This is a genomic window from Methylobacter sp. BlB1 (assembly GCF_015476545.1).
Classification (GTDB): domain Bacteria; phylum Pseudomonadota; class Gammaproteobacteria; order Methylococcales; family Methylomonadaceae; genus Methylobacter.
The window spans coordinates 60,276-79,686 of record NZ_JADMKV010000008.1; the positions used below are offsets into that span (position 1 = coordinate 60,276).

At 50.7% G+C, this 19,411-nt stretch carries 21 protein-coding genes and 1 tRNA gene; 3 read left to right on the forward strand and 19 right to left on the reverse strand.

The features are described 5' to 3' along the window. Positions 1 to 5: 5 nt before the first annotated feature. The 13 genes from rbfA to nrdR form a co-directional block, all read right to left on the reverse strand. Complete coding sequence (rbfA, locus tag IT781_RS05110) at positions 6 to 368, reverse strand: 30S ribosome-binding factor RbfA (protein ID WP_194969066.1); 363 nt, start codon at positions 366 to 368, stop codon at positions 6 to 8. Between the two features lie 5 nt (positions 369 to 373). Next, positions 374 to 3,085: a translation initiation factor IF-2 gene (infB, locus tag IT781_RS05115; RefSeq protein ID WP_194969067.1), complete on the reverse strand. Its 2,712-nt coding sequence runs from the start codon at positions 3,083 to 3,085 to the stop codon at positions 374 to 376. A gap of 10 nt (positions 3,086 to 3,095) precedes the next feature. Then, complete coding sequence (nusA, locus tag IT781_RS05120; protein WP_194969068.1) at positions 3,096 to 4,613, reverse strand: transcription termination factor NusA; 1,518 nt, start codon at positions 4,611 to 4,613, stop codon at positions 3,096 to 3,098. After that, complete coding sequence (gene rimP / locus IT781_RS05125) at positions 4,603 to 5,088, reverse strand: ribosome maturation factor RimP (RefSeq protein WP_194969101.1); 486 nt, start codon at positions 5,086 to 5,088, stop codon at positions 4,603 to 4,605. Before rimP ends, nusA begins: the two co-directional genes overlap by 11 nt. 127 nt (positions 5,089 to 5,215) lie before the next feature. Further along, positions 5,216 to 5,292: transfer RNA gene (locus IT781_RS05130), tRNA-Met, on the reverse strand. A 91-nt stretch (positions 5,293 to 5,383) separates the two neighbouring features. Continuing rightward, positions 5,384 to 5,896 (reverse strand): phosphatidylglycerophosphatase A, encoded by a 513-nt coding sequence (locus IT781_RS05135; RefSeq protein WP_194969069.1) that lies wholly within the window; start codon positions 5,894 to 5,896, stop codon positions 5,384 to 5,386. Next, a complete protein-coding gene (gene thiL / locus IT781_RS05140) occupies positions 5,880 to 6,815 on the reverse strand; it encodes a thiamine-phosphate kinase (RefSeq protein WP_194969070.1) in 936 nt (311 codons plus the stop codon). The genes IT781_RS05135 and thiL overlap by 17 nt, the downstream gene beginning before the upstream one ends. 146 nt (positions 6,816 to 6,961) lie before the next feature. Then, complete coding sequence (gene nusB, locus IT781_RS05145) at positions 6,962 to 7,405, reverse strand: transcription antitermination factor NusB (RefSeq protein WP_194969071.1); 444 nt, start codon at positions 7,403 to 7,405, stop codon at positions 6,962 to 6,964. Next, positions 7,405 to 7,881: a 6,7-dimethyl-8-ribityllumazine synthase gene (gene ribE / locus IT781_RS05150; RefSeq protein ID WP_194969072.1), complete on the reverse strand. Its 477-nt coding sequence runs from the start codon at positions 7,879 to 7,881 to the stop codon at positions 7,405 to 7,407. Before ribE ends, nusB begins: the two co-directional genes overlap by 1 nt. Before the next feature lie 8 nt (positions 7,882 to 7,889). Then, on the reverse strand, positions 7,890 to 9,044 hold the full coding sequence (gene ribBA / locus IT781_RS05155) for a bifunctional 3,4-dihydroxy-2-butanone-4-phosphate synthase/GTP cyclohydrolase II (protein ID WP_194969073.1): 1,155 nt from the start codon (positions 9,042 to 9,044) through the stop codon (positions 7,890 to 7,892). A gap of 8 nt (positions 9,045 to 9,052) precedes the next feature. Next, entirely contained in the window at positions 9,053 to 9,709 is a 657-nt protein-coding gene (locus tag IT781_RS05160) for a riboflavin synthase (RefSeq protein WP_194969074.1), read from the reverse strand. A 13-nt stretch (positions 9,710 to 9,722) separates the two neighbouring features. Next, on the reverse strand, positions 9,723 to 10,814 hold the full coding sequence (ribD, locus tag IT781_RS05165) for a bifunctional diaminohydroxyphosphoribosylaminopyrimidine deaminase/5-amino-6-(5-phosphoribosylamino)uracil reductase RibD (RefSeq protein ID WP_194969075.1): 1,092 nt from the start codon (positions 10,812 to 10,814) through the stop codon (positions 9,723 to 9,725). Continuing rightward, complete coding sequence (nrdR, locus tag IT781_RS05170) at positions 10,815 to 11,267, reverse strand: transcriptional regulator NrdR (protein WP_194969076.1); 453 nt, start codon at positions 11,265 to 11,267, stop codon at positions 10,815 to 10,817. A 177-nt stretch (positions 11,268 to 11,444) separates the two neighbouring features. On the opposite strand from nrdR, the gene IT781_RS05175 reads away from it, so the two are divergent. The 3 genes from IT781_RS05175 (at position 11,445) to IT781_RS05185 (ending at position 12,880) form a co-directional block, all read left to right on the forward strand. Further along, positions 11,445 to 12,095 carry a class II aldolase/adducin family protein gene (locus tag IT781_RS05175; protein WP_194969077.1) on the forward strand — a complete coding sequence of 217 codons (651 nt, stop codon included), beginning with the start codon at positions 11,445 to 11,447 and terminating at the stop codon, positions 12,093 to 12,095. 35 nt (positions 12,096 to 12,130) lie between these two features. Then, entirely contained in the window at positions 12,131 to 12,391 is a 261-nt protein-coding gene (grxC, locus tag IT781_RS05180) for a glutaredoxin 3 (RefSeq protein WP_194969078.1), read from the forward strand. A 102-nt stretch (positions 12,392 to 12,493) separates the two neighbouring features. Next, positions 12,494 to 12,880, forward strand: coding sequence for an acyl-CoA thioesterase (locus IT781_RS05185; RefSeq protein WP_194969079.1), 387 nt, complete (start codon positions 12,494 to 12,496; stop codon positions 12,878 to 12,880). A gap of 68 nt (positions 12,881 to 12,948) precedes the next feature. Here the strand turns inward: IT781_RS05185 and IT781_RS05190 are convergent, their stop codons facing one another. From IT781_RS05190 to accD, 6 genes are read right to left on the reverse strand one after another with little or no spacing between them, the layout of a single operon-like run. Then, positions 12,949 to 14,136 (reverse strand): O-succinylhomoserine sulfhydrylase, encoded by a 1,188-nt coding sequence (locus tag IT781_RS05190; protein ID WP_194969080.1) that lies wholly within the window; start codon positions 14,134 to 14,136, stop codon positions 12,949 to 12,951. 59 nt (positions 14,137 to 14,195) lie between these two features. Then, the gene (gene purF / locus IT781_RS05195; protein ID WP_194969081.1) at positions 14,196 to 15,704 is read right to left on the reverse strand and encodes an amidophosphoribosyltransferase; all 1,509 of its coding nucleotides are present in this window, start codon (positions 15,702 to 15,704) and stop codon (positions 14,196 to 14,198) included. 27 nt (positions 15,705 to 15,731) lie between these two features. Then, positions 15,732 to 16,226, reverse strand: a complete 495-nt coding sequence (locus IT781_RS05200) for a CvpA family protein (protein WP_194969082.1) — start codon at positions 16,224 to 16,226, stop codon at positions 15,732 to 15,734. A 40-nt stretch (positions 16,227 to 16,266) separates the two neighbouring features. Continuing rightward, positions 16,267 to 17,079 carry an SPOR domain-containing protein gene (locus IT781_RS05205; RefSeq protein WP_194969083.1) on the reverse strand — a complete coding sequence of 271 codons (813 nt, stop codon included), beginning with the start codon at positions 17,077 to 17,079 and terminating at the stop codon, positions 16,267 to 16,269. A 9-nt stretch (positions 17,080 to 17,088) separates the two neighbouring features. Further along, the gene (folC, locus tag IT781_RS05210; protein WP_194969084.1) at positions 17,089 to 18,360 is read right to left on the reverse strand and encodes a bifunctional tetrahydrofolate synthase/dihydrofolate synthase; all 1,272 of its coding nucleotides are present in this window, start codon (positions 18,358 to 18,360) and stop codon (positions 17,089 to 17,091) included. A 38-nt stretch (positions 18,361 to 18,398) separates the two neighbouring features. After that, positions 18,399 to 19,391 (reverse strand): acetyl-CoA carboxylase, carboxyltransferase subunit beta, encoded by a 993-nt coding sequence (gene accD / locus IT781_RS05215; RefSeq protein ID WP_194969085.1) that lies wholly within the window; start codon positions 19,389 to 19,391, stop codon positions 18,399 to 18,401. Between the last annotated feature and the right edge of the window lie 20 nt (positions 19,392 to 19,411).

The following is a 19,411-nucleotide window of genomic DNA, read 5'->3' on the forward strand; positions in this document are numbered from 1 at the left end:
CCCGGCTAATCCTTGTCTTTCTTATCCAGATCGCTTAAAAGCTCGGCAACGCGCATGCCGGTATCGAACGAATCATCATAATAGAAACGCAATTCGGACATATGCCTTAAACGCATCCTCTTGGCCAGCTCATGCCGGATAACAGGCGCCATCTCGTTCAGCCACTTGACATTGTTGCGCTTGCCCTGCTCGTCGGCATTCAGGACCGTAACGTAAACCTTTGCCACGGCCAGATCCTTGCTGACTTCAACTTCATTAATAGTAATAAAGCCCAACCTGGGGTCATCAATATCCCGTTGCAGAATCAAGGAAAGCTCTTTCTGCATCTGCGATGAAACGCGCGCGCTACGACCGAATTCTTTTGCCATAAGGATTACAGTTCCCGTTTAACTTCTATACGTTCAAACACCTCGATCTGATCACCGACTCTGACATCGTTGTAGTTTTTCACACCGATACCGCACTCCATGCCCATCTTGACTTCAGTCGCATCTTCCTTGAAGCGGCGCAACGATTCCAGTTGCCCTTCGTAGATAACCACATTGTTGCGCAGCACGCGTATCGGCAGATTTCTCTTAACATAGCCGTCGATAACCATACAGCCGGCGATAGCACCGAATTTAGGCGACCGGAAGACATCGCGAACTTCAGCAAGACCGACAATCTGTTCCTTGATTTCAGGCGCCAGCATGCCGCTAATGGATTTTTTGACTTCATCAATCGCATCATAGATGACGCTGTAATAATGCAGATCAACGCCTTTCTCTTCGATCAGTTTCCGGGCCGTCGCATCGGCACGAACGTTAAAGCCCATCAGAATCGCGCCCGAAGCCAGCGCCAGGTTGACGTCGCCTTCATTGATACCGCCGACACCGCCATAGACGACCTTCACCTCGACCTCTTCCGTGGACAGACTGATCAAGGATTCGCGCAATGCTTCCAGACTTCCCTGAACGTCAGTCTTGATAACCAGATTCAAGCTCGCGGTTTCTCCGCTGGCCATCTTCGAGAAGACTTCATCCAGTTTCGATGCCTGCTGAGCGGCATGGCGGCTGGTCTTGCTTCTGTCTTCACGGTGTTCGGCCAATTCTCTGGCAATTCGTTCATTTTGCACGACTAAAAATTCATCGCCGGCATTCGGTGTGCCCGATAAGCCGAGAATTTCCACCGGAGCACTCGGAAGGGCTTCTTTAATAGCTTTGCCGTTCTCATTGAACATGGCCCTGACGCGGCCGAATTCATGGCCGCACAGAACGATCTGGCCTTTTTCCAGCGTGCCTTTTTGTACCAGCACCGTTGCCACGGCACCACGACCTTTATCGAGCCTTGATTCAATGACAATACCGGATGCCGCACCTTCAACCGGTGCGGTCAATTCCAGAATTTCCGCCTGCACGATCAAGGCTTCGATCAAATCGTCAATGCCTTCACCCGTTTTAGCCGAGATTTTCAGGAATTGCACATCACCGCCCCATTCTTCGGGCACGACGTTAATAGCTGACAACTCCTGCATAACCTTATCAGGGTTGGCATCAGGCTTATCGATTTTATTGATCGCAACGATAATCGGCACCTTGGCTGCTCTGGCATGCTCAACCGCTTCTTTTGTCTGCGGCATCACACCGTCATCAGCAGCTACGACGACAATAACAACGTCGGTCACATCGGCGCCACGCGCACGCATGGCCGTGAATGCGGCATGGCCCGGTGTATCCAAAAAGGTGACTGAGCCATGATCGGTTTTCACCTGATACGCACCGATATGCTGAGTAATACCGCCTGCCTCACCGGCAGCTACGCGAGTCTTGCGGATATAATCCAGCAACGATGTCTTACCATGATCGACGTGCCCCATAATCGTTACGATAGGCGCCCGTGGTAGCGCAGCGCGGTTATCCTCGGCCGTGACTTCAGCCAGCATTTCCCGCTCAAGATCATCTTCGCTTTGCATGATGGCTTTATGGCCCATTTCTTCAACCAGAATGGCCGCTGTTTCCTGATCTATGCTCTGGTTGATCGTCGCCATCATGCCCAGCTTCATCAACTGTTTGATCACTTCGGCCGCCTTCACGCTCATTTTCTGGGCGAGGTCGGAAACGATAATAGATTCAGGTATTGTGACGTCTTTCACGATAGGCGCAACCGGCATCTCGAACTGATGCCTGATTTCAGGCGTAGCCGCACGTTCGAATTTGCCGCCTTTTTTCTTGCCGCGTTTGCCTTCCTTACCGCCGGCGCGAGCACCCTCTTCCTGTATTTTCTTCCGTTGCAGCATTTCCTGTTTCGCTGCGGCCTGTTGCCTTACCTTTTCTGCATTTCTTTTAATAGATTCCTCAAGACGACGCTCCTTTTCTTCCTGTTTTTTCCGGATATCTTCGGCTTCTTTTGTTTTGCCGGGTTTTTCGTGCTTATTCTTCTTTTCTTCTTTGAATTTTAAAGCATCATATTCAATCTCGAACTCTGCTTCAGGCTCGGCCTCTGGCTCAACTTCAGCCTTGGCTTCAACTTCCGGCTTAACTTCAGCCTCGGCTTCAACTTCCGGCTCAATTGCAGCCTTTTCAGCTTCTGCCTTTTGAGGCGCTTCGGCCTCCGCTTTCGTCTGTTCTTCACGCAGACGGACTTCTTCGGCCTGCCTTAAGGCTTCCTCTTGCTTCAGGCGCTCCTCCTGCTTCCGGCGCGCTTCTTCCTCGCGCTCGAGCTGTCTTTGCTGCTCTTCCTGCGCCTGTCTGGCCAGCTCCAGTTCTTTTTGCTCATCAGCTTCGCTGACTTCGGTGCGCTTGATATACGTCTTCTTTTTACGTACTTCAACACTGATTGTCTTGGTCGCACTGCCCGGCACACTCGCCTGTTTAAGCTCACTGACTTTTCTGCGCTTCAAAGTCACGCGTTTAGGCGTTCCCTCATCGGAACCGTCAGACTTGCCATGCCGCTTACGCAAATGCGCCAGCAACTGCATTTTTTCATCATCACTAATGACATCATCAGGGGCGCTAGCGGATAATCCTGCTTCTTTCAGCTGCTCTAATAATCGTTCCAAAGGTATTTTTACTACCTCAGCCAAATGCCGTACTGTTTTATCGCTCATTTCCTACCCCTTACTTACTCGCCTTTTCCTCGGCAAACCAAGGCTCACGTGCCTTCATAATCAATTTTGCCGCCCGATCTTTATCTATTCCGGAAAACTTCAGCAAATCGTCCACCGATTGTTCCGCCAAGTCATCCATCGTAATAATGCCCTGACTGGCCATTTCATAGGCCAGATCTCTATTCATGCCTTCCATTTCCAGCAGATCCTGTGCCGGTTCAGCTGTTTCCAGTTTTTCTTCTGAAGCAATGGCGCTAATCAGTAAAGCATCTTTAGCCCGGCTTCTGAGCTCATTGACGAGCTCTTCATCAAACCCTTCAATTTCCAGCATTTCACTGACTGGAACATAGGCCACCTCTTCAATCGTATTAAAGCCTTCTTCAACCAGGATGGCTGCTATCTCTTCGTCGATATCGAGCTGCTCAATAAACAGACGTTTTATTTCCCCTGCTTCGGCTTCATTTTTTTCTTCAGCTTTGGATGCATCGATAACGTTTAACTCCCATCCGGTTAACTGGGTCGCCAACCGAACATTTTGCCCGCCTCGGCCGATAGCCTGGGACAGATTGTCCGAGCTGACAGCCAGATCCATGCTGTGCTTGTCTTCATCAATGACGATGGATTGAATTTCAGCTGGCGACATGGCATTAATGACATATTGGGCGTCACTTTGATTCCAAAGGATGATATCAACGCGCTCTCCGGCCAACTCATTGGAAACCGCCTGCACCCTGGAACCCCGCATGCCCACACATGCGCCAACCGGATCCAGGCGCGGGTCGTTGCTTTTTACCGCCACTTTAGCCCTGGAGCCTGGATCGCGCGCGGCCGCCAGAATTTCAATCAGGCCTTCGCCGGCTTCGGGCACTTCAAGCCGGAATAATGCGATAAGCAATTCCGGTGCGGTCCGGCTGACGAATAATTGTGGCCCCCGAGGCTCTGAACGCACATCTTTCAGATAACCTCTGATCCTGTCGCCGATGCGCACGGATTCGCGCGGAATCATGTCTTCCTTGGCAATATAAGCTTCTATATGCCCGCCCAGATCCAGATAAACACTGCCTTTTTCAATGCGCTTTACAACACCGGTAATCAATTCACCAACACGACTTTTATAGGCTTCGACAATTTTCCGACGCTCGGCTTCTCTGACCTTATGGATGATAACCTGCTTGGCCGTCTGTGCGGCAATGCGCCCGAAATCAACTGACTCAATTTCCTCTTCAATAATATCGCCTACCTGCACGTCAGGATTATCCAGCCGTGCGACTTCCAAAGGAATCTGGGTTTCCGGAAACTCCACATCACCATTAATGTTAGGATTGACATCGACGACTTCCCAGCCGCGATATGTGACATAATCGCCGGTTTTCCGGTCGATCACGACACGGGCTTTGATCTGATTTGCATGACGCTTGATAGTGGCCGCTTCCAATGCTGATTCTATAGCTTGGAAAACAATCTCTTTTTCAATATCCCTTTCATTAGAAAAAACATCTACTACTAACAAAATTTCTTTATTTGCCACTGCGCCCTCCTTTTTCAATTAAATACTCAGGAACCAAACGCGCTTTACTCATTGCGCTAAATGGCACCTCAAAAACCTGATCACCTTCCTGAAGCGTAACAATATCGTCTGTGACTTTTTCAATCCGACCTGTAATTTTTCTACGCCCAGCCAAAGGTTTAAATAAATTTACCAATACCGTGCTGCCGATATATCGTTCGAACTGACTTATTTTAAAAAATGGTCTGTCCTCTCCCGGCGAAGAAATTTCCAATTGATAATTGCCTTGAATGGGATCCTCGACATCAAGGACACCGCTGATTTGATGACTGACGCGCGTGCAGTCGTCAAGCAGAATGCCGTTCTCGCTATCAATATAAATTCTTAACAGGCCATGTTTAGGGTGCGGATTATATTCAATGCCCACACATTCATAGCCTAAACCTTCAACAATTGGCTCGATTAGATTAACCAAATGCTCAGGAGCCTGTTTCATTTTTGCCTCGTTTATTTTCGCACATAAAAAAAGAGCCAGAGGCTCTTCCATAAACAATCAATAGCGGACTTTTAAATTATCAAAGCCCAGAAAATAAAAAACCCCATAAATGGGGTTCCTAAAAAAGTGGTAGCGGGGGCAGGATTTGAACCTACGACCTTCGGGTTATGAGCCCGACGAGCTACCAAGCTGCTCCACCCCGCGATTGATAATTGTATTATAAAGACTTTTTCGGATTTGGCAACCTATTTTTTATATTTTACAGCGTTATAGGTCAATTTGCTGATTCCCATGCTTAAATCCAACCTCCATGTGCGATCAGGAATAAAGTTACAGCGGCAAATGCGCCCGCTAATACATCGTCCAGCATGATGCCCAAACCGCCACTTATGTGTCGGTCGGCCCAGCTGATAGGCCATGGTTTGAGTATGTCGAATAGCCTGAACAGGACAAAACCCGCCGCCAGCGTTTGCCATGTCAAAGGGACCAGCCACATGGTAATCAAATAACCGGCCACTTCGTCCCAGACTATGCCACCGAAGTCGTGCTCACCCAGTTTTTCCGCTGCCCGGCCGCATATGCTTATGCCGGCAATAGTCACGACCAGTGTTAATAAGCTGTAAACGACAATATCAGCCTGGGCAAATAACCAATAAACAGGCACTGCCGCTAGAGTACCTAAGGTCCCGGGCGCTTTTCTTGCCAATCCCGAGCCGAAACCGAAAGCCAGAAATAAAATCGGGTCCGATAAGACCTGTTTCGGCGTCAGTTTGTTTTTGCCGAGTTGCGTATTAAGAAAAATGCTCAAAACTTTTTACCCGCAATGCTTGAATGTTACCCGATTTGTTAAGCCGCAACCCAGGCTGAGGCTCAATCACGCCGATTTTCCTGCAACCGATAGGCAGCAGCCCTGCTTTATCGGGGGATACAGTGAAACATAACTCATAGTCATCTCCTGCAGAAAGAGGCATCTGCCAGTCACCCGTATCGCGTATGTAGCTCAGTACGGCCGGCGACAGCGGCAAGTCATCCCAATCCAGACAAGCCCCCACATTGCTTTGCTCCAGAATATGCCCCAAGTCCCCGGCCAAACCGTCTGACAAGTCAATGCACGAATTGGCTATGCCGATCAAAGCCTGGCCAAGCTCACAAGCGGGATCCGGCTTATTGAACCGTTTTAAAGCTTCGTCAGGGTTTGCGCAGTCATAGCCTTGCTTTATTTTCAGCCCCAGCCCCGCATCGCCCAGGCAGCCGGTCATGTAGATGAAATCACCCGGCTGAGCCATCGAGCGCGTTAATGCCTGCCCCCGAGGAACCAGCCCCAGAGCCTGCACGGTTAGCGTCAAGGGACCAGACGTCGTATCGCCGCCGATCAGATCCACTGAATAACGCTCGGCCAATGCCAAAAAGCCTTTGGCAAAAGCCGCCAGCCAGTCCTCATCGACTTTCGGCAGGGTCAACGCCAGCGTCACGGAAACAGGCCGCGCGCCCATACTGGCCAAGTCACTCAGATTAACAGCCAGCAATTTATGGCCAAGCTGTTCGGGATCGGTTCCGGCAAAGAAATGCACATTTTCGACCATTGTATCGGTCGTTATAGCCAACTCATAACCATCAGGAATAGCCAGCAATGCACAGTCGTCGCCCACTCCCAAACGCGTTGTCGGGTTTTTTACCGGCTGGTTAGTGAAAAACCGCCGAATCAGGGCAAATTCTGACGACTGCATGGCCGGTCAGTGCTCCATACCAGACCGGCATTTCCGCCATCCCTGGCGGTCAGATGCAGGACGACTGCAGGGATGCAGGAGGTAGAGCAACGCATGGAGCAGTTGCCGAGGTAGAACAATGTCTGGAACGATTGTCGAAACAGGCACTATGGTTTTTTACCTTCTGATTTGGCTTTAATCTCAAGCGGCCTTTGCTTTTGAGCCACTTTATCGAGGATGCCGTTAACGTATCTATGACTGCCGTCGGCGCCAAAATCCTTGGCCAGATTGATGCCTTCATTCAGAACGACCCGGTACGGCATATCCAGCCGAAACATCAATTCGTAAGCACCGATGCGCAAAATAGCTCTTTCGACCGGATCAATCTTGTCGACCGGACGGTCGACAAATTCAGACAAAGCCTGATCAATGGCAGTCAGATTTTTAGGAACGCCGAAGAATAGCTCGGTGAAATAGCTTTTTTGTGCATTTTTCAGCCGTTCTTCCTCTAGGAACTGACGCTCGATTTCACTGAGATTCTGTCCCGTCATCTGCCATTGATACAATGCCTGAACAGCACTTCTACGGGCGTTGGTACGCGCTTGACTCATCAGATTTCCAGGTTCTTGAACAGGCTGACCATTTCGATTGCAGACAGGGCGGCTTCCGCGCCTTTATTGCCCGCTTTCGTACCTGCACGCTCTATCGCTTGCTCTATCGTATCGACCGTCAGCACACCAAAACTGATTGGTATATCATATTGCAGCGAAACATTGGCCAACCCCTTGACGCACTCGCCAGCCACATATTCAAAATGCGGCGTACCACCCCGAATTACCGCGCCTATGGCGATAATCGCATCATATTTCTTGGCGGCGGCTATGCGCTGAACCACCATGGGCAACTCAAATGCGCCGGGCGCCTTGACCAGATCAATATCGGCCTTAGCCGCACCGTGGCGTACCAGCGCATCAATAGCGCCGGCCTCCAACTGCTCAACGATAAAACTGTTAAAACGGGAGGCCACGATACAAAATTTGCCGCCTTGGGCGGAAAAATTGCCTTCATAAGTCTTTATTGCCGACATTTTGTTTCTCAATCTAAATTATTAACATTGTTTTCTGAAACGACGCCCTCGGAGGCATCGATACCGACATGCTCGGCCACTTCCAGATCAAATCCGGACAGCCCGACATATCTTTTTTGCGTCCCTAACACTTTCAATTTGCGCACGCCCAGATCCGCCAATATCCGCGAACCCGTGCCTGTCGTGCGCCAATCCACGGCATCCGCAACCAGTCCGGCATTGGCAATGCCGTGATCTTCCAATTGATAACGGTGAATCAGCTCCACCAGGGATTTATTGTCTTCGCTCTGCCTGACGACCACCAGCACGCCGCGCCCTTCCTCGGCTATTTTTTGCATGGCTTCGCGGATTGAAACACTGCCGCCGCTGCGCTTAGACGCAAATAAATCATCGAGCAAATTGCGCGCATGAACCCTGACTAGAACGGGCTCGTCACCCGAAACCTGTCCCATCACCAATGCCAGATGCACATTGTTGTCATTGCGATCCTGATAAGCGTAAAGCCTGAAATCCCCAAATTCTGTGGGAAAAGCACATTCACTGATGCGCTCCAGAGTGTTTTCATGCTGGATACGATAATGGATCAGATCGGCAATGGTGCCGATCTTGAGATTATGCTGTTTCGCAAAAACCTCCAGATCCGGCCGCCTGGCCATCGAGCCATCTTCATTGAGGATCTCGACGATAACGGCCGCAGGCTCCACACCGGCCAAGCGTGCCAGATCACAGCCCGCTTCGGTATGTCCTGCCCGGTTCAACACGCCGCCGGGCTTGGCCATTAATGGAAAAATATGACCAGGCTGAACCAGATCTTCGGCTTTTGCATCGACAGCGACCGCGCATTGCACGGTACGCGCCCGGTCGGCTGCGGAAATGCCTGTGGTCACGCCCGTTGCCGCCTCGATAGACACCGTAAAATTGGTCGAATGAGAAGTTTTATTTTCATTAACCATCAGCGGCAGGCGCAGCTGCTGGCAGCGCTCACTGGTCAAGGTCAGGCAAATCAAGCCGCGCCCGTAGCGAGCCATGAAGTTGATATCTTCCGGACGCGTGAATGCCGCCGCCATAAGCAGATCGCCTTCATTCTCACGGTCCTCATCATCCATAATGATGACCATTTTGCCCAAACGCAGATCTTCTATAATTTCTTCAATCGTGTTCACTAATGCCTCTAGCCCAAAAAGCCCGCCTGCTGCAACAATGTTTCTGTCACGCCGCCTTGGGCAGCTGCCGCCGAATCGCCCTGCATCAAGCGCTCCATATAGCGTGCCAGCAAATCGACTTCCAGATTGACCCGGGTTCCCGGCACAGCCTCGCCCAGCGTCGTTTCCTTCAGCGTATGCGGCACGATATTGACGCCAAACATGGCACCATCCACGTCGTTGACTGTCAGGCTGATGCCGTTGATGCAAATGGAACCCTTCTCGGCGATATATTTGGCCAGATTGTCAGGTGCCTTGAACTTGAACCGGAAAGAGCGTCCGTCCGGCTTTTTTTCCATGACCCTGCCAATGCCATCGACGTGCCCGCTGACGATGTGCCCGCCCATGCGCGTTGAAGGCGTCAAGGCCAATTCCAGATTAACCGATGCGCCGATCGTGGCTTCGCCCAATAATGTTCTGGACAGCGTTTCGTTAGATACATCGGCGCAAAAATAATCCTTGCCCAGCTCAATGGCTGTCAAGCACACCCCGTTAACGGCAATGCTGTCGCCTAGCGCGACGCCATCAAGCGGCAATTTGCCAGTGTTGATCTTGAATCGGCAATCACCGGCCCGATGCTCGATGGTCGCTATTTTTCCGATGGCTAGTATGATGCCTGTAAACATGGAATACCCCTGATTACTGCGATATAAGTGTTAATTTCAAATCCGGACCTACCTGTCTGACATCGTGCAGATGAAAATTCTTCCTATCGCTCATCTGCTGCAGACCCGGCACGGTAAATAATCCGCGGCCTTGATCGCCCAGAACACAAGGCGCCATATAAACGATCCATTCGTCGACCAGGTTTTCAGCCAGCAAAGACCCATTCAGAACGGCGCCCGCTTCTACCAATACCTCATTGATCTGTTGTCCTGCTAGAAAATCCAGAACTGCATTCAGATCAAGCCGCCCCTTGTTCTCAGCCAAACCATAAACTTCGAAGCCGGCCTGCTGCAATGTCTGCCGCCGCTGTTCATCCTGTGAACAGGTTAAAATCAGACTGCGCCCCGGCAGGCTCGCCATCCTGGCTGTCACCGGCATCTTCAACTGCGAATCCAATATAACTCTGACAGGCTGCACGACTTCGGCGTCCACGCGCGCATTCAAGGCAGGATCGTCAGCCAGCACGGTACTGATGCTGGTCAGAATTGCCGAACTTTGCGCCCTTAATTTGTGCACATCGGATCGGGCCTCGGCCGAGGTAATCCACTTGCTTTCGCCCGATGCCATAGCGGTCCGGCCATCCAGACTCATCGCCAGCTTGCTGCGCACAAACGGGCGATTTTCAGTCATTCTTTTGATGAAGCCGCGGTTCAACGCCTGCGCATCCTGCTCCAATACGCCGCAACTGACTTCAATGCCGGCCGCTTTCAGCCTTTCCAGGCCGCGCCCGGCCACCAATGGATTCGGGTCCTGCATGGCCGCCACGACTCGACTGACGCCGGCTTTGATCAAGGCATCGCAGCAAGGCGGTGTTCTGCCGTGATGACTGCAGGGTTCCAATGTCACATAAGCAGTCGCACCTCTGGCGTCGTATACTGTCTTTAACGCTTCGATTTCCGCATGGCCCTGACCGGCTTTAACGTGCCATCCCTCGCCAATCACAACATTATCTTTGACTAAGACGCAACCGACGCGCGGGTTCGGATCGGTCGTATAAAGCCCTTTTTTAGCCAGACCGATGGCTCTTGCCATGTAAATGGCGTCCTGCTGTGCTGATCGAATCATTTATTTTTTCTGTAGATGCTCAATCATGTCAGTAAATTCACTGACATCCTGGAAGCTGCGATAGACCGAGGCAAAACGCACGAAAGCGACGTGATCAAGGCTGCTTAATTCTTTCATGACCTTCTCGCCGAGTTCCTGCGCCGTTATTTCGCGCTCGCCTTTAGCCATCAATTCTCTTTTGATGCGGTTGATGGCGGCCTCGATATCATCGCTGCCGACCGGACGTTTTTCCAGTGCGCGAAGCATGCCCGAACGCAGTTTATTTTCCTCGAACGGCTCGCGAATGCCATTGCGCTTCACAATACGCGGCAACGTCAACTCGGCCGCCTCATAGGTCGTGAATCTTTCTTTACAGGCGATACATTCGCGCCGACGACGAACCTGATCGCCTTCATTCGCTAATCGGGAATCTATAACACGCGTATCTTGTGCCCCGCAGAACGGACATCGCATAATTTAAGCCACTAATCATGAGCGCCAGAAATCCGGCCTTCAAATTCAAAACTGGTAATTTTATAACACAATGTCCTGTCTCCGTATTTTATTTTCTAATATACGCAGCAGTCCTATTCAAATAATGACCTCGAATGTATATAGTGTCATGATTCGAATAACCACCATTCCGCCAAGATGAAAGAACAGGAAGGCGTCATCAAATATCGGCTCAGCCATATGCAACAGCCGATCGATCCTGCGTTGTCATTAACCGAAATCAATGCCTGGCGTACTGTGCTTTTCCGGCTCGGGCTTATCGGGCGATGCGCCGATAGATATGACAACATCGGATTCGGCAATATTAGCCAGCGACTGGAGCCTGGCAGTAGCCAATTCATTATCAGCGGCACTCAAACCGGACACATCGAATTTTTAAAGTCTAAGCACTATTGCCTTGTCACTGAAGCGGAACCTAAAAGAAATTGGCTCCAGTCTAGCGGACTTTGCCAGCCATCTTCCGAATCGCTGACGCACGCCAGCGTCTACACCCAAGATCCTGCCATACAAGCAGTCATACACGTACACAGTCCCGAAATCTGGCGCCACACCAAATCACTTGACCTGCCTCATACTTCGGCCGATATCGCTTACGGCACGGTTGAAATGACGGTGGCTGTCGAGCAATTATTCCGCTCAAACAGCTTGCGGCAGGCTTCGCTGTTTACCATGCTCGGCCATGAAGACGGCGTTATTGCATTCGGCAGTACGCTTCAAGCGGCGGCCCTAGAACTGATTAAACAGTTATCATTGGCGCTCGGCATTGAACAACAAGCCAATTATGAATAGAATAGTACGCTATATTAGCAATTATTAATAAACATATGCCTGAAATACTGATTTATACCTCCACCTTTTGTCCTTACTGCGTTATGGCCAAGCGCCTGCTCGATAAAAAAGGGGTTCGCTATACTGAGCTTAATGTCGATAGACAGTCCGGACTAAGAGAGGAAATGATGCGCAAAACCCAGCGGCGGACCGTGCCTCAAATTTATATTGGCGACTATCATGTCGGCGGTTTTGACGATCTTTATGCCTTGGAACAGCAAAAGAAACTGGATGCCTTGCTGTCAGATGCGCCTTAAGGACATTATTTTCTCGCATTAAACGCCGTCCTTTGTAAAATAGTCTTCCATAATGAAGAGAAAGCCATTCTTTCAGACATTCTTACAAACACGAGGCGTACGATGGATCACTACAAATTAGTCTTACCGGAACATCTGAATCATTACGGCTATTTATTCGGCGGCAATCTGCTGCATTGGATTGATGAAATCGGCTATATCGCGGCCAATCTCCAGTTTCCTGGCCATGAGTTTGTCACCATCGGACTTGATAATGTGGTGTTCAAACAAAGCATCAAGCTCGGCTCCATTCTGAAGTTCGAGACCAACCTGACCAGGCGCGGCAAGACATCCGCAACGTACAATGTCAAAGTGTCGTGTGAAGATATTGATACCGGCAACATTGCCCAGGTTTTTGAAACCAATATCACCTTTGTCAGCATCGACAAGACCGGCAAGAAAAAGCCGATCAACGAGAGCGATGCCGATCAAGGCAGCATCATACCCTGATCCGTTACAAGCCAAGATAACGGATCAGGGCCTGCTCGGCCATATGTCTGAATATGACCTTATCTTGCCTAGCCTTCCAGTCCTCTTGACAGGTCGTTTTTAATATCATCAATATTTTCAAGGCCTACGGAGACCCTGACCAACCCATCCTTAATGCCGGCCGCGGCGCGAACTTCCGGCGCCAAGCGGCCGTGAGTGGTCGAGGCAGGGTGCGTGATTGTGGTTTTGACATCACCCAGATTGGCGGTAATCGACAGCATTTGAGTGGAATCGATCAACCGCCAGGCTTGGTCCTTGCCGCCGTTCAGCTCAAAACTGACCACGGCCCCGAAGTGCGCCTGCTGACGCTTGGCCAATTCATGCTGGGCGTGGGATGCCAGTCCGGGATAATGGACTTTGGCGACGGCCGGCTGCTGTTCCAGCCATTTGGCCAGTTCGAAAGCGTTGTCGCAATGCGCTTTCATTCTGACCGCCAGCGTTTCCAGGCCCGATAAAAACACCCAGGCATTGAACGGACTCATGGTCGAGCCGCCTGTGCGCAAGTACGGATAAATATGCTTTTCGATCAATTCCTCGCTGGCCACGACGGCGCCACCGACGCAACGCCCCTGTCCGTCTATGTATTTGGTGGCCGAGTGCACGACAATATCGGCACCCAATGTCAGCGGTTTTTGCAGCACGGGCGTACAGAATACATTATCAACCACCAGCAAACAGCCATGGTTGTGCGCGATTGCAGCGATGCGTTCGATATCGGCGATTTCGATCAGCGGATTGGATGGCGTTTCCAGAAACAGGAAGCGCGTATTCGGCTTGATGGCCGACTCCCAGGCCGACAGATCAGTCAATTCGACAAAGTCAGTCTCGACGCCGAATTTGCCGAAATAATTCTGGAACATCAGCACAGTATTGCCGAAAACGCTGCGCGAACAAACCACATGATCGCCGGCTTTCAGCAAGCCCATGCCGACCGCCATGATGGCAGCCATGCCCGATGCGAAAGCCAGGCAGCGCTCACCTTTCTCCATCAATGCAAGCCGTTCCTGAAAGGCACTGACGGTCGGATTGGTGAAGCGTGAATAGATATTGCCGGCTTTCTGGCCTGTGAAACGCAAAGCCGCTTCTTCGGCGCTGTCAAAGACATAACTGGACGTGGCAAAAATCGGCATACTATGCTCATCTTCAGAAGTCCGCTTATGCCCCGCTCTTATGGCCTGGGTTTCCAGAGAATAGTCGTTCCAGTCAATGTCTTTCATCGTTTTTAGTTTTTTATAAAGAAGAAAAAAGAGAGCTCTAGTAATGAGAGTTCCGTATCTTAACCGCAGTTCTGCATTTCGATGATGAAATTATGCGAATTCCTTTCTGTCTGCGCACTATCGTTGCGCATTGCTTCAATGCGCTCCAGATACGCCTCATCAATATCGCCGGTAATGTATTCATTGCTGAAACATGAGGTGTCGAAATGCTTGATGTTCGGATTCCCCTTGCGGACGGCATCGATCAAATCATCCAGATCCTGATAAATCATACGGTCGGCCCCGATCGCTGCGCAGACCTCATCTTCGGTGCGATTGTGCGCAATCAGCTCATGAGCGGCCGGCATATCGATGCCGTAGACATTCGGATAACGGACAGGCGGCGCCGCAGAGGCAAAATAAACTTTTCTGGCGCCGGCATCGCGGGCCATCTGAATAATCTGCTCGGAAGTCGTGCCCCTAACGACAGAATCATCAACCAGCAAGACATTCTTGCCTTCGAATTCCAGACCGATGGCGTTTAACTTTTGCCTGACTGATTTTTTCCGCATCTTCTGGCCGGGCATAATAAAAGTCCGGCCGATATAGCGGTTCTTCATGAAGCCTTCGCGGAACTTGACACCGAGCACATTGGCCATCTGCAAAGCGGCTGTGCGGCTGGTATCGGGAATCGGAATGACGACATCGATATCGTGATCCGGCCATTCGCGCAGTACTTTCGCAGCCAGTTTCTCACCCATACGCAAACGGGCTTTATACACGGAAATATCATCAATGATGGAATCGGGGCGGGCGAAATAAACATACTCAAAAATGCAAGGGCAGTGATCGACCTTATCAGCGCACTGTTTGGTATGCAGGATGCCCGACTCCTCGATAAATACGGCTTCACCGGGCTCAAGATCTCTGATCAGATCAAAACCGAGCACATCCAGCGCTACGCTTTCCGAAGCGATCATAAATTCCGGCCCCTGGTCGGATTGTCTTTCGCCGAATACCACTGGCCGGATGCCATGCGGATCCCGGAACCCCAGTACCCCGAATCCGGCGATCATAATGACAACCGCATAAGCGCCGCGGCAGCGCCGGTGTACGCCCGATACGGCCGCAAACACATCATCCACGGTTAATTGCAATTTGCCCAGCGTCTGTAACTCATGAGCAAAAACGTTCAGCAGGACCTCGGAGTCGGAATCGGTATTGATATGGCGCTGGTCTTCGACAAACAAGGCTTTTTTCAACTCTTCGGTATTAGTCAGATTGCCGTTGTGCGCCAACGTCAAACCGAAAGGAGAATTCACATAGAAAGGCTGCGCTTCAGCGGAGCTGGTGCAACCGGCTGTAGGATAACGCACATGAGCAATGCCCATATTGCCCCTCAGCTTCATCATCTGGTCATTGTTAAAAACATCCCGCGCCAACCCATTCTCTTTGCGCAAATGCAGCCGCCCCTTTTCGCAAGTGACGATTCCTGCGGCATCCTGGCCTCGATGTTGCAGAACTGTTAAAGCATCATATAGCTCCTGATTAACAGTTTGATGTGAAACGATTGCAGCAATACCACACATTCTTTTTTAACCTGATCCTTACAAAATTTAGCGATAATTAATGAAACCCGCCATGCCTGACGGGTTATGATCTCGCAGCCAAAGCGCGAGCGACTGAAAAGGCGGAATAAACCGGGATTCTTTCCACCAGGGATCTTCCGGCAACGCTGTTAACCCTGCCAGCATGATCATGACCTCGACAACAGCCAATCCTCGGACACAGCCAAAAATCATGCCGAGGAATCGATCGCTAAAGGTCAATCCCGCCTGATTAAGCAACTCTTCTCCCAATAAGAAACTAATTAGACCACCGAGAGCCAGTGTGATCACCAATAGGCATGCAAACGATGCGGCAATTCTGGCTAATGGATAGCTGACGGCCGGCTCCAGGAAACGCGAAAACTCACGACTGAAATTCAAGCCCACCCAGATAGCCAGAATCCAGAACACCAATGAAAATGTTTCCCTGCCAAAACCGCGCATTAATCCTATAACCAGATAGATAAAAACGAGGCCAATAATGACAAAGTCTACCCAGATCATGTGCTTGCCCGATTTATCAAATGCCGCGCTTCAATCAGCCTCACTCCGAGACCAGAATGGATTTGATCTTATTTTGCTTATTCAATTTTTCCTGCATGGCTATAGCGCGTTTTTGATCCAGTTCAGGACCCACTTTGAGACGGTACAGGGTTTTCCCGTTGACCTGAGCCGTTTCCAGGGATACCGGAAAGCCTTGCTTGCGCAGTTCAGACCACAATGCCGTGGCATTTTCCTCACGACTGAAACTGCCCGCGCGTATGTACCAGCGTGACAAGCCGGAGCCTGATTTCGCCGGCGCAGTTTTTTGCTGCTCAGCAGGTTTCTTGGCTTCTATCGATTTCTCATGGACAGATTCTTCCGATACTGGCTTTGCAGCAACCGCCTTTGGCTCTCTCACAGGCTTTTTAACCACGGCCTGCGCTTTAACATCAGCCGGCTTTTCGGGGCGAATTTTTTCGGGCATGATTTGCGGCTGCGCTACGACAGGCTCTTCCTCGATGACTTGCGCGACATCTTCAACTATTTCAACATCCTGCGCACCTTCAGCGTCGGCAGGACCAGGGTAATTCAACTCTTCCTGACTCAGTTCAGCCTGGGCAATTTCTGCTTCATTAAGCGGCTTGTCAGGATAAGCCCCTACAGGCTCGCCCTTCTCCGCATCCAGAACCTGCGCGGCATTGGCGGGCAGCCTATCCACATTGTCTTCGACAATCGGCGCCTCGGGAATAATCAATTCGCTGACGACTTGACCGCTATTATCGACAGGATCATCAAACAGCATAGGAATAAAAATGGCAGCCAGCGCCGTTACAACTACCGCACCGATTAATCGTTGTTTTAACTCTTGATCCATTTTATCAACTCACCTTTTTTCAAATTCAGCCAGGCAATCAGATACCAGAAAGAACGACCCGAAAACCAGCAGCAGATCGCTTTCCTGTGACCGGTTTTTTGCAGCAGCGAATGCATCGGAAAAACCATTAAAACCAAAAAACACATTGGACGCCGAGCTTTGCGCAAAAATCTCGCGCATCAGCGGTTCCATAGCCGCCCGTGGATTGGCCAAGGGCGCAAAAAACCAGTCAAAGACCACCGGATGCATGATTTCAATCACACCGGCGATGTCTTTATCCTTCATCATGGAAAAAACAGCATGTATGCGCCTGCCGGGAAACGCCTCTGTCACATAATCAACCAGCGTTCTTACTGCCTGAGGATTGTGTCCCACATCCAGCAGCACGGGAATTTCATCGTTGATCAACTGAAAGCGCCCAGCCAACTGAACTTTCTCCAATCCCTGCCGGATTGACGCTTCGCTGACAGGCAAAGTTTCAGCCATTTCGGCTATTGCCAAAATAACCGATGACGCATTACGAAACTGATGCTCGCCTTTTAAGCCTGGCTCGGGTAATCGGTTCAGTTGCCGGTCGCCTGCAAACCAGTCCCATCCGCTTGCCTGTTTTTTATAACCGAAATCCTTGCCCAGGCAATAGAGTCGCGCCTGCTTGTCGGCAGCCACCTGCATCAAAGAGGCCGGCGGTTCGGGATCACCGACTATGGCGGGCGTAACGGCGCGAAAAATGCCGGCTTTTTCCCTGCCGATAGCTTCGCGGGTTTCGCCGAGCCAATCGATATGATCTATGCAGATGCTTGTTATCAGCGCCACATCGGGATTGACAATATTGACCGCATCCAGGCGCCCGCCAAGACCGACTTCAAGCAATTGAATATCCAGATTGGAACGCCGGAATATATCCAGCGCCGCCAAAGTACCAAACTCAAAATAACTTAATGAAATATCTCCGCGAACCGATTCAATCCGGGAAAAAGCCTCACAAATCAACTCATCCGATACTGGTTTGCCGTCTATCTTGATTCTTTCGTTATACTTCAGAATGTGCGGCGAAGTATAAGCACCGACGCGATATCCCTGTGCTCTGTAGATGGCTTCAAGATAAGCGATGCACGAGCCTTTGCCGTTAGTGCCGGCGACTGTAATAGTCGGCGGCTTGACACCATCGGGATTAAGCGCGCGAAAAACCTGCGCAGCCCGTTCCAACCCTAAGTCTATTGTCAGCGGATGTAAGCTTTCTTGCCAGGTCAGCCAACCCTGGAGCGAATCAAAATGCATCATTAACCGACAATGCCTGAATACCGATAGGCATAAGGGAATTACGCACCCAGCTCGGTTTGATGGCTATCGGCAAACACTTCAACTTCGGCAATGGCTGCTTCCGGCTCAACCTGGATAAACGCATCTACCTCTGGCGCCACCGGCTCAACCGCCGGCACCTCCGTTTCCGCCTCTGCCCTGCTTGTTATCAGCATCGATAAAATGCTGGCGATCTTATCGCGCATCTCACGTCTGTCGACGATCATATCGATGGCACCGTGCTCCTGTAAAAACTCACTGCGCTGAAAACCTTCGGGCAATTTTTCACGGACAGTCTGCTCGATGACGCGAGGCCCTGCGAAACCTATCAGCGCCTTGGGCTCGGCTATGTTAATATCGCCCAGCATGGCCAAACTGGCCGATACACCGCCCATGGTGGGATCAGTCATAAAGGAAATATAGGGAATGCCGGCTTCAGACAACTTAGTTAATGCGGCGCTTGTTTTTGCCATCTGGAACAATGAAAACAATGATTCCTGCATGCGGGCGCCGCCACTGGCGGTAAAGACTACAAAAGGTGCGCCCAGCGCAAGACTCGTGTTGACGCCTCGGACAAACCGCTCACCCACTACGGAACCCATCGATCCGCCCATGAAATTAAAGTCGAAAGCGGCAACAACGATATCCTTGCCTTTCAGCTTGCCTTTCATGACCACCAGCGCATCGCTTTCCTTGGTCTGTTTTTGCGCTTGCGCGATCCGGTCCTTATATTTCTTGCTGTCTTTGAACTTTAGGGGATCGGTAGGTTTCACGTTCTTGCCGATCTCTTCACGCCCTTCCTCATCCAGGAACATATTCAGTCGCGCTCTGGCCGAAATGCGCAGATGATGCTCGCATTTCGGGCAGACACTGAAGTTTTTCTCCAGCTCAACATTGTAAAGAATCGCATTACAACTGGGGCACTTGTTCCACAAGCCTTCCGGCACGGAATTTCTTTTGTTCGATCCGTCTGTTCTGATTGTCGAAGGAACTAATTTCTTAAACCAACTCATTACTTTACGCTCCGTAGCGC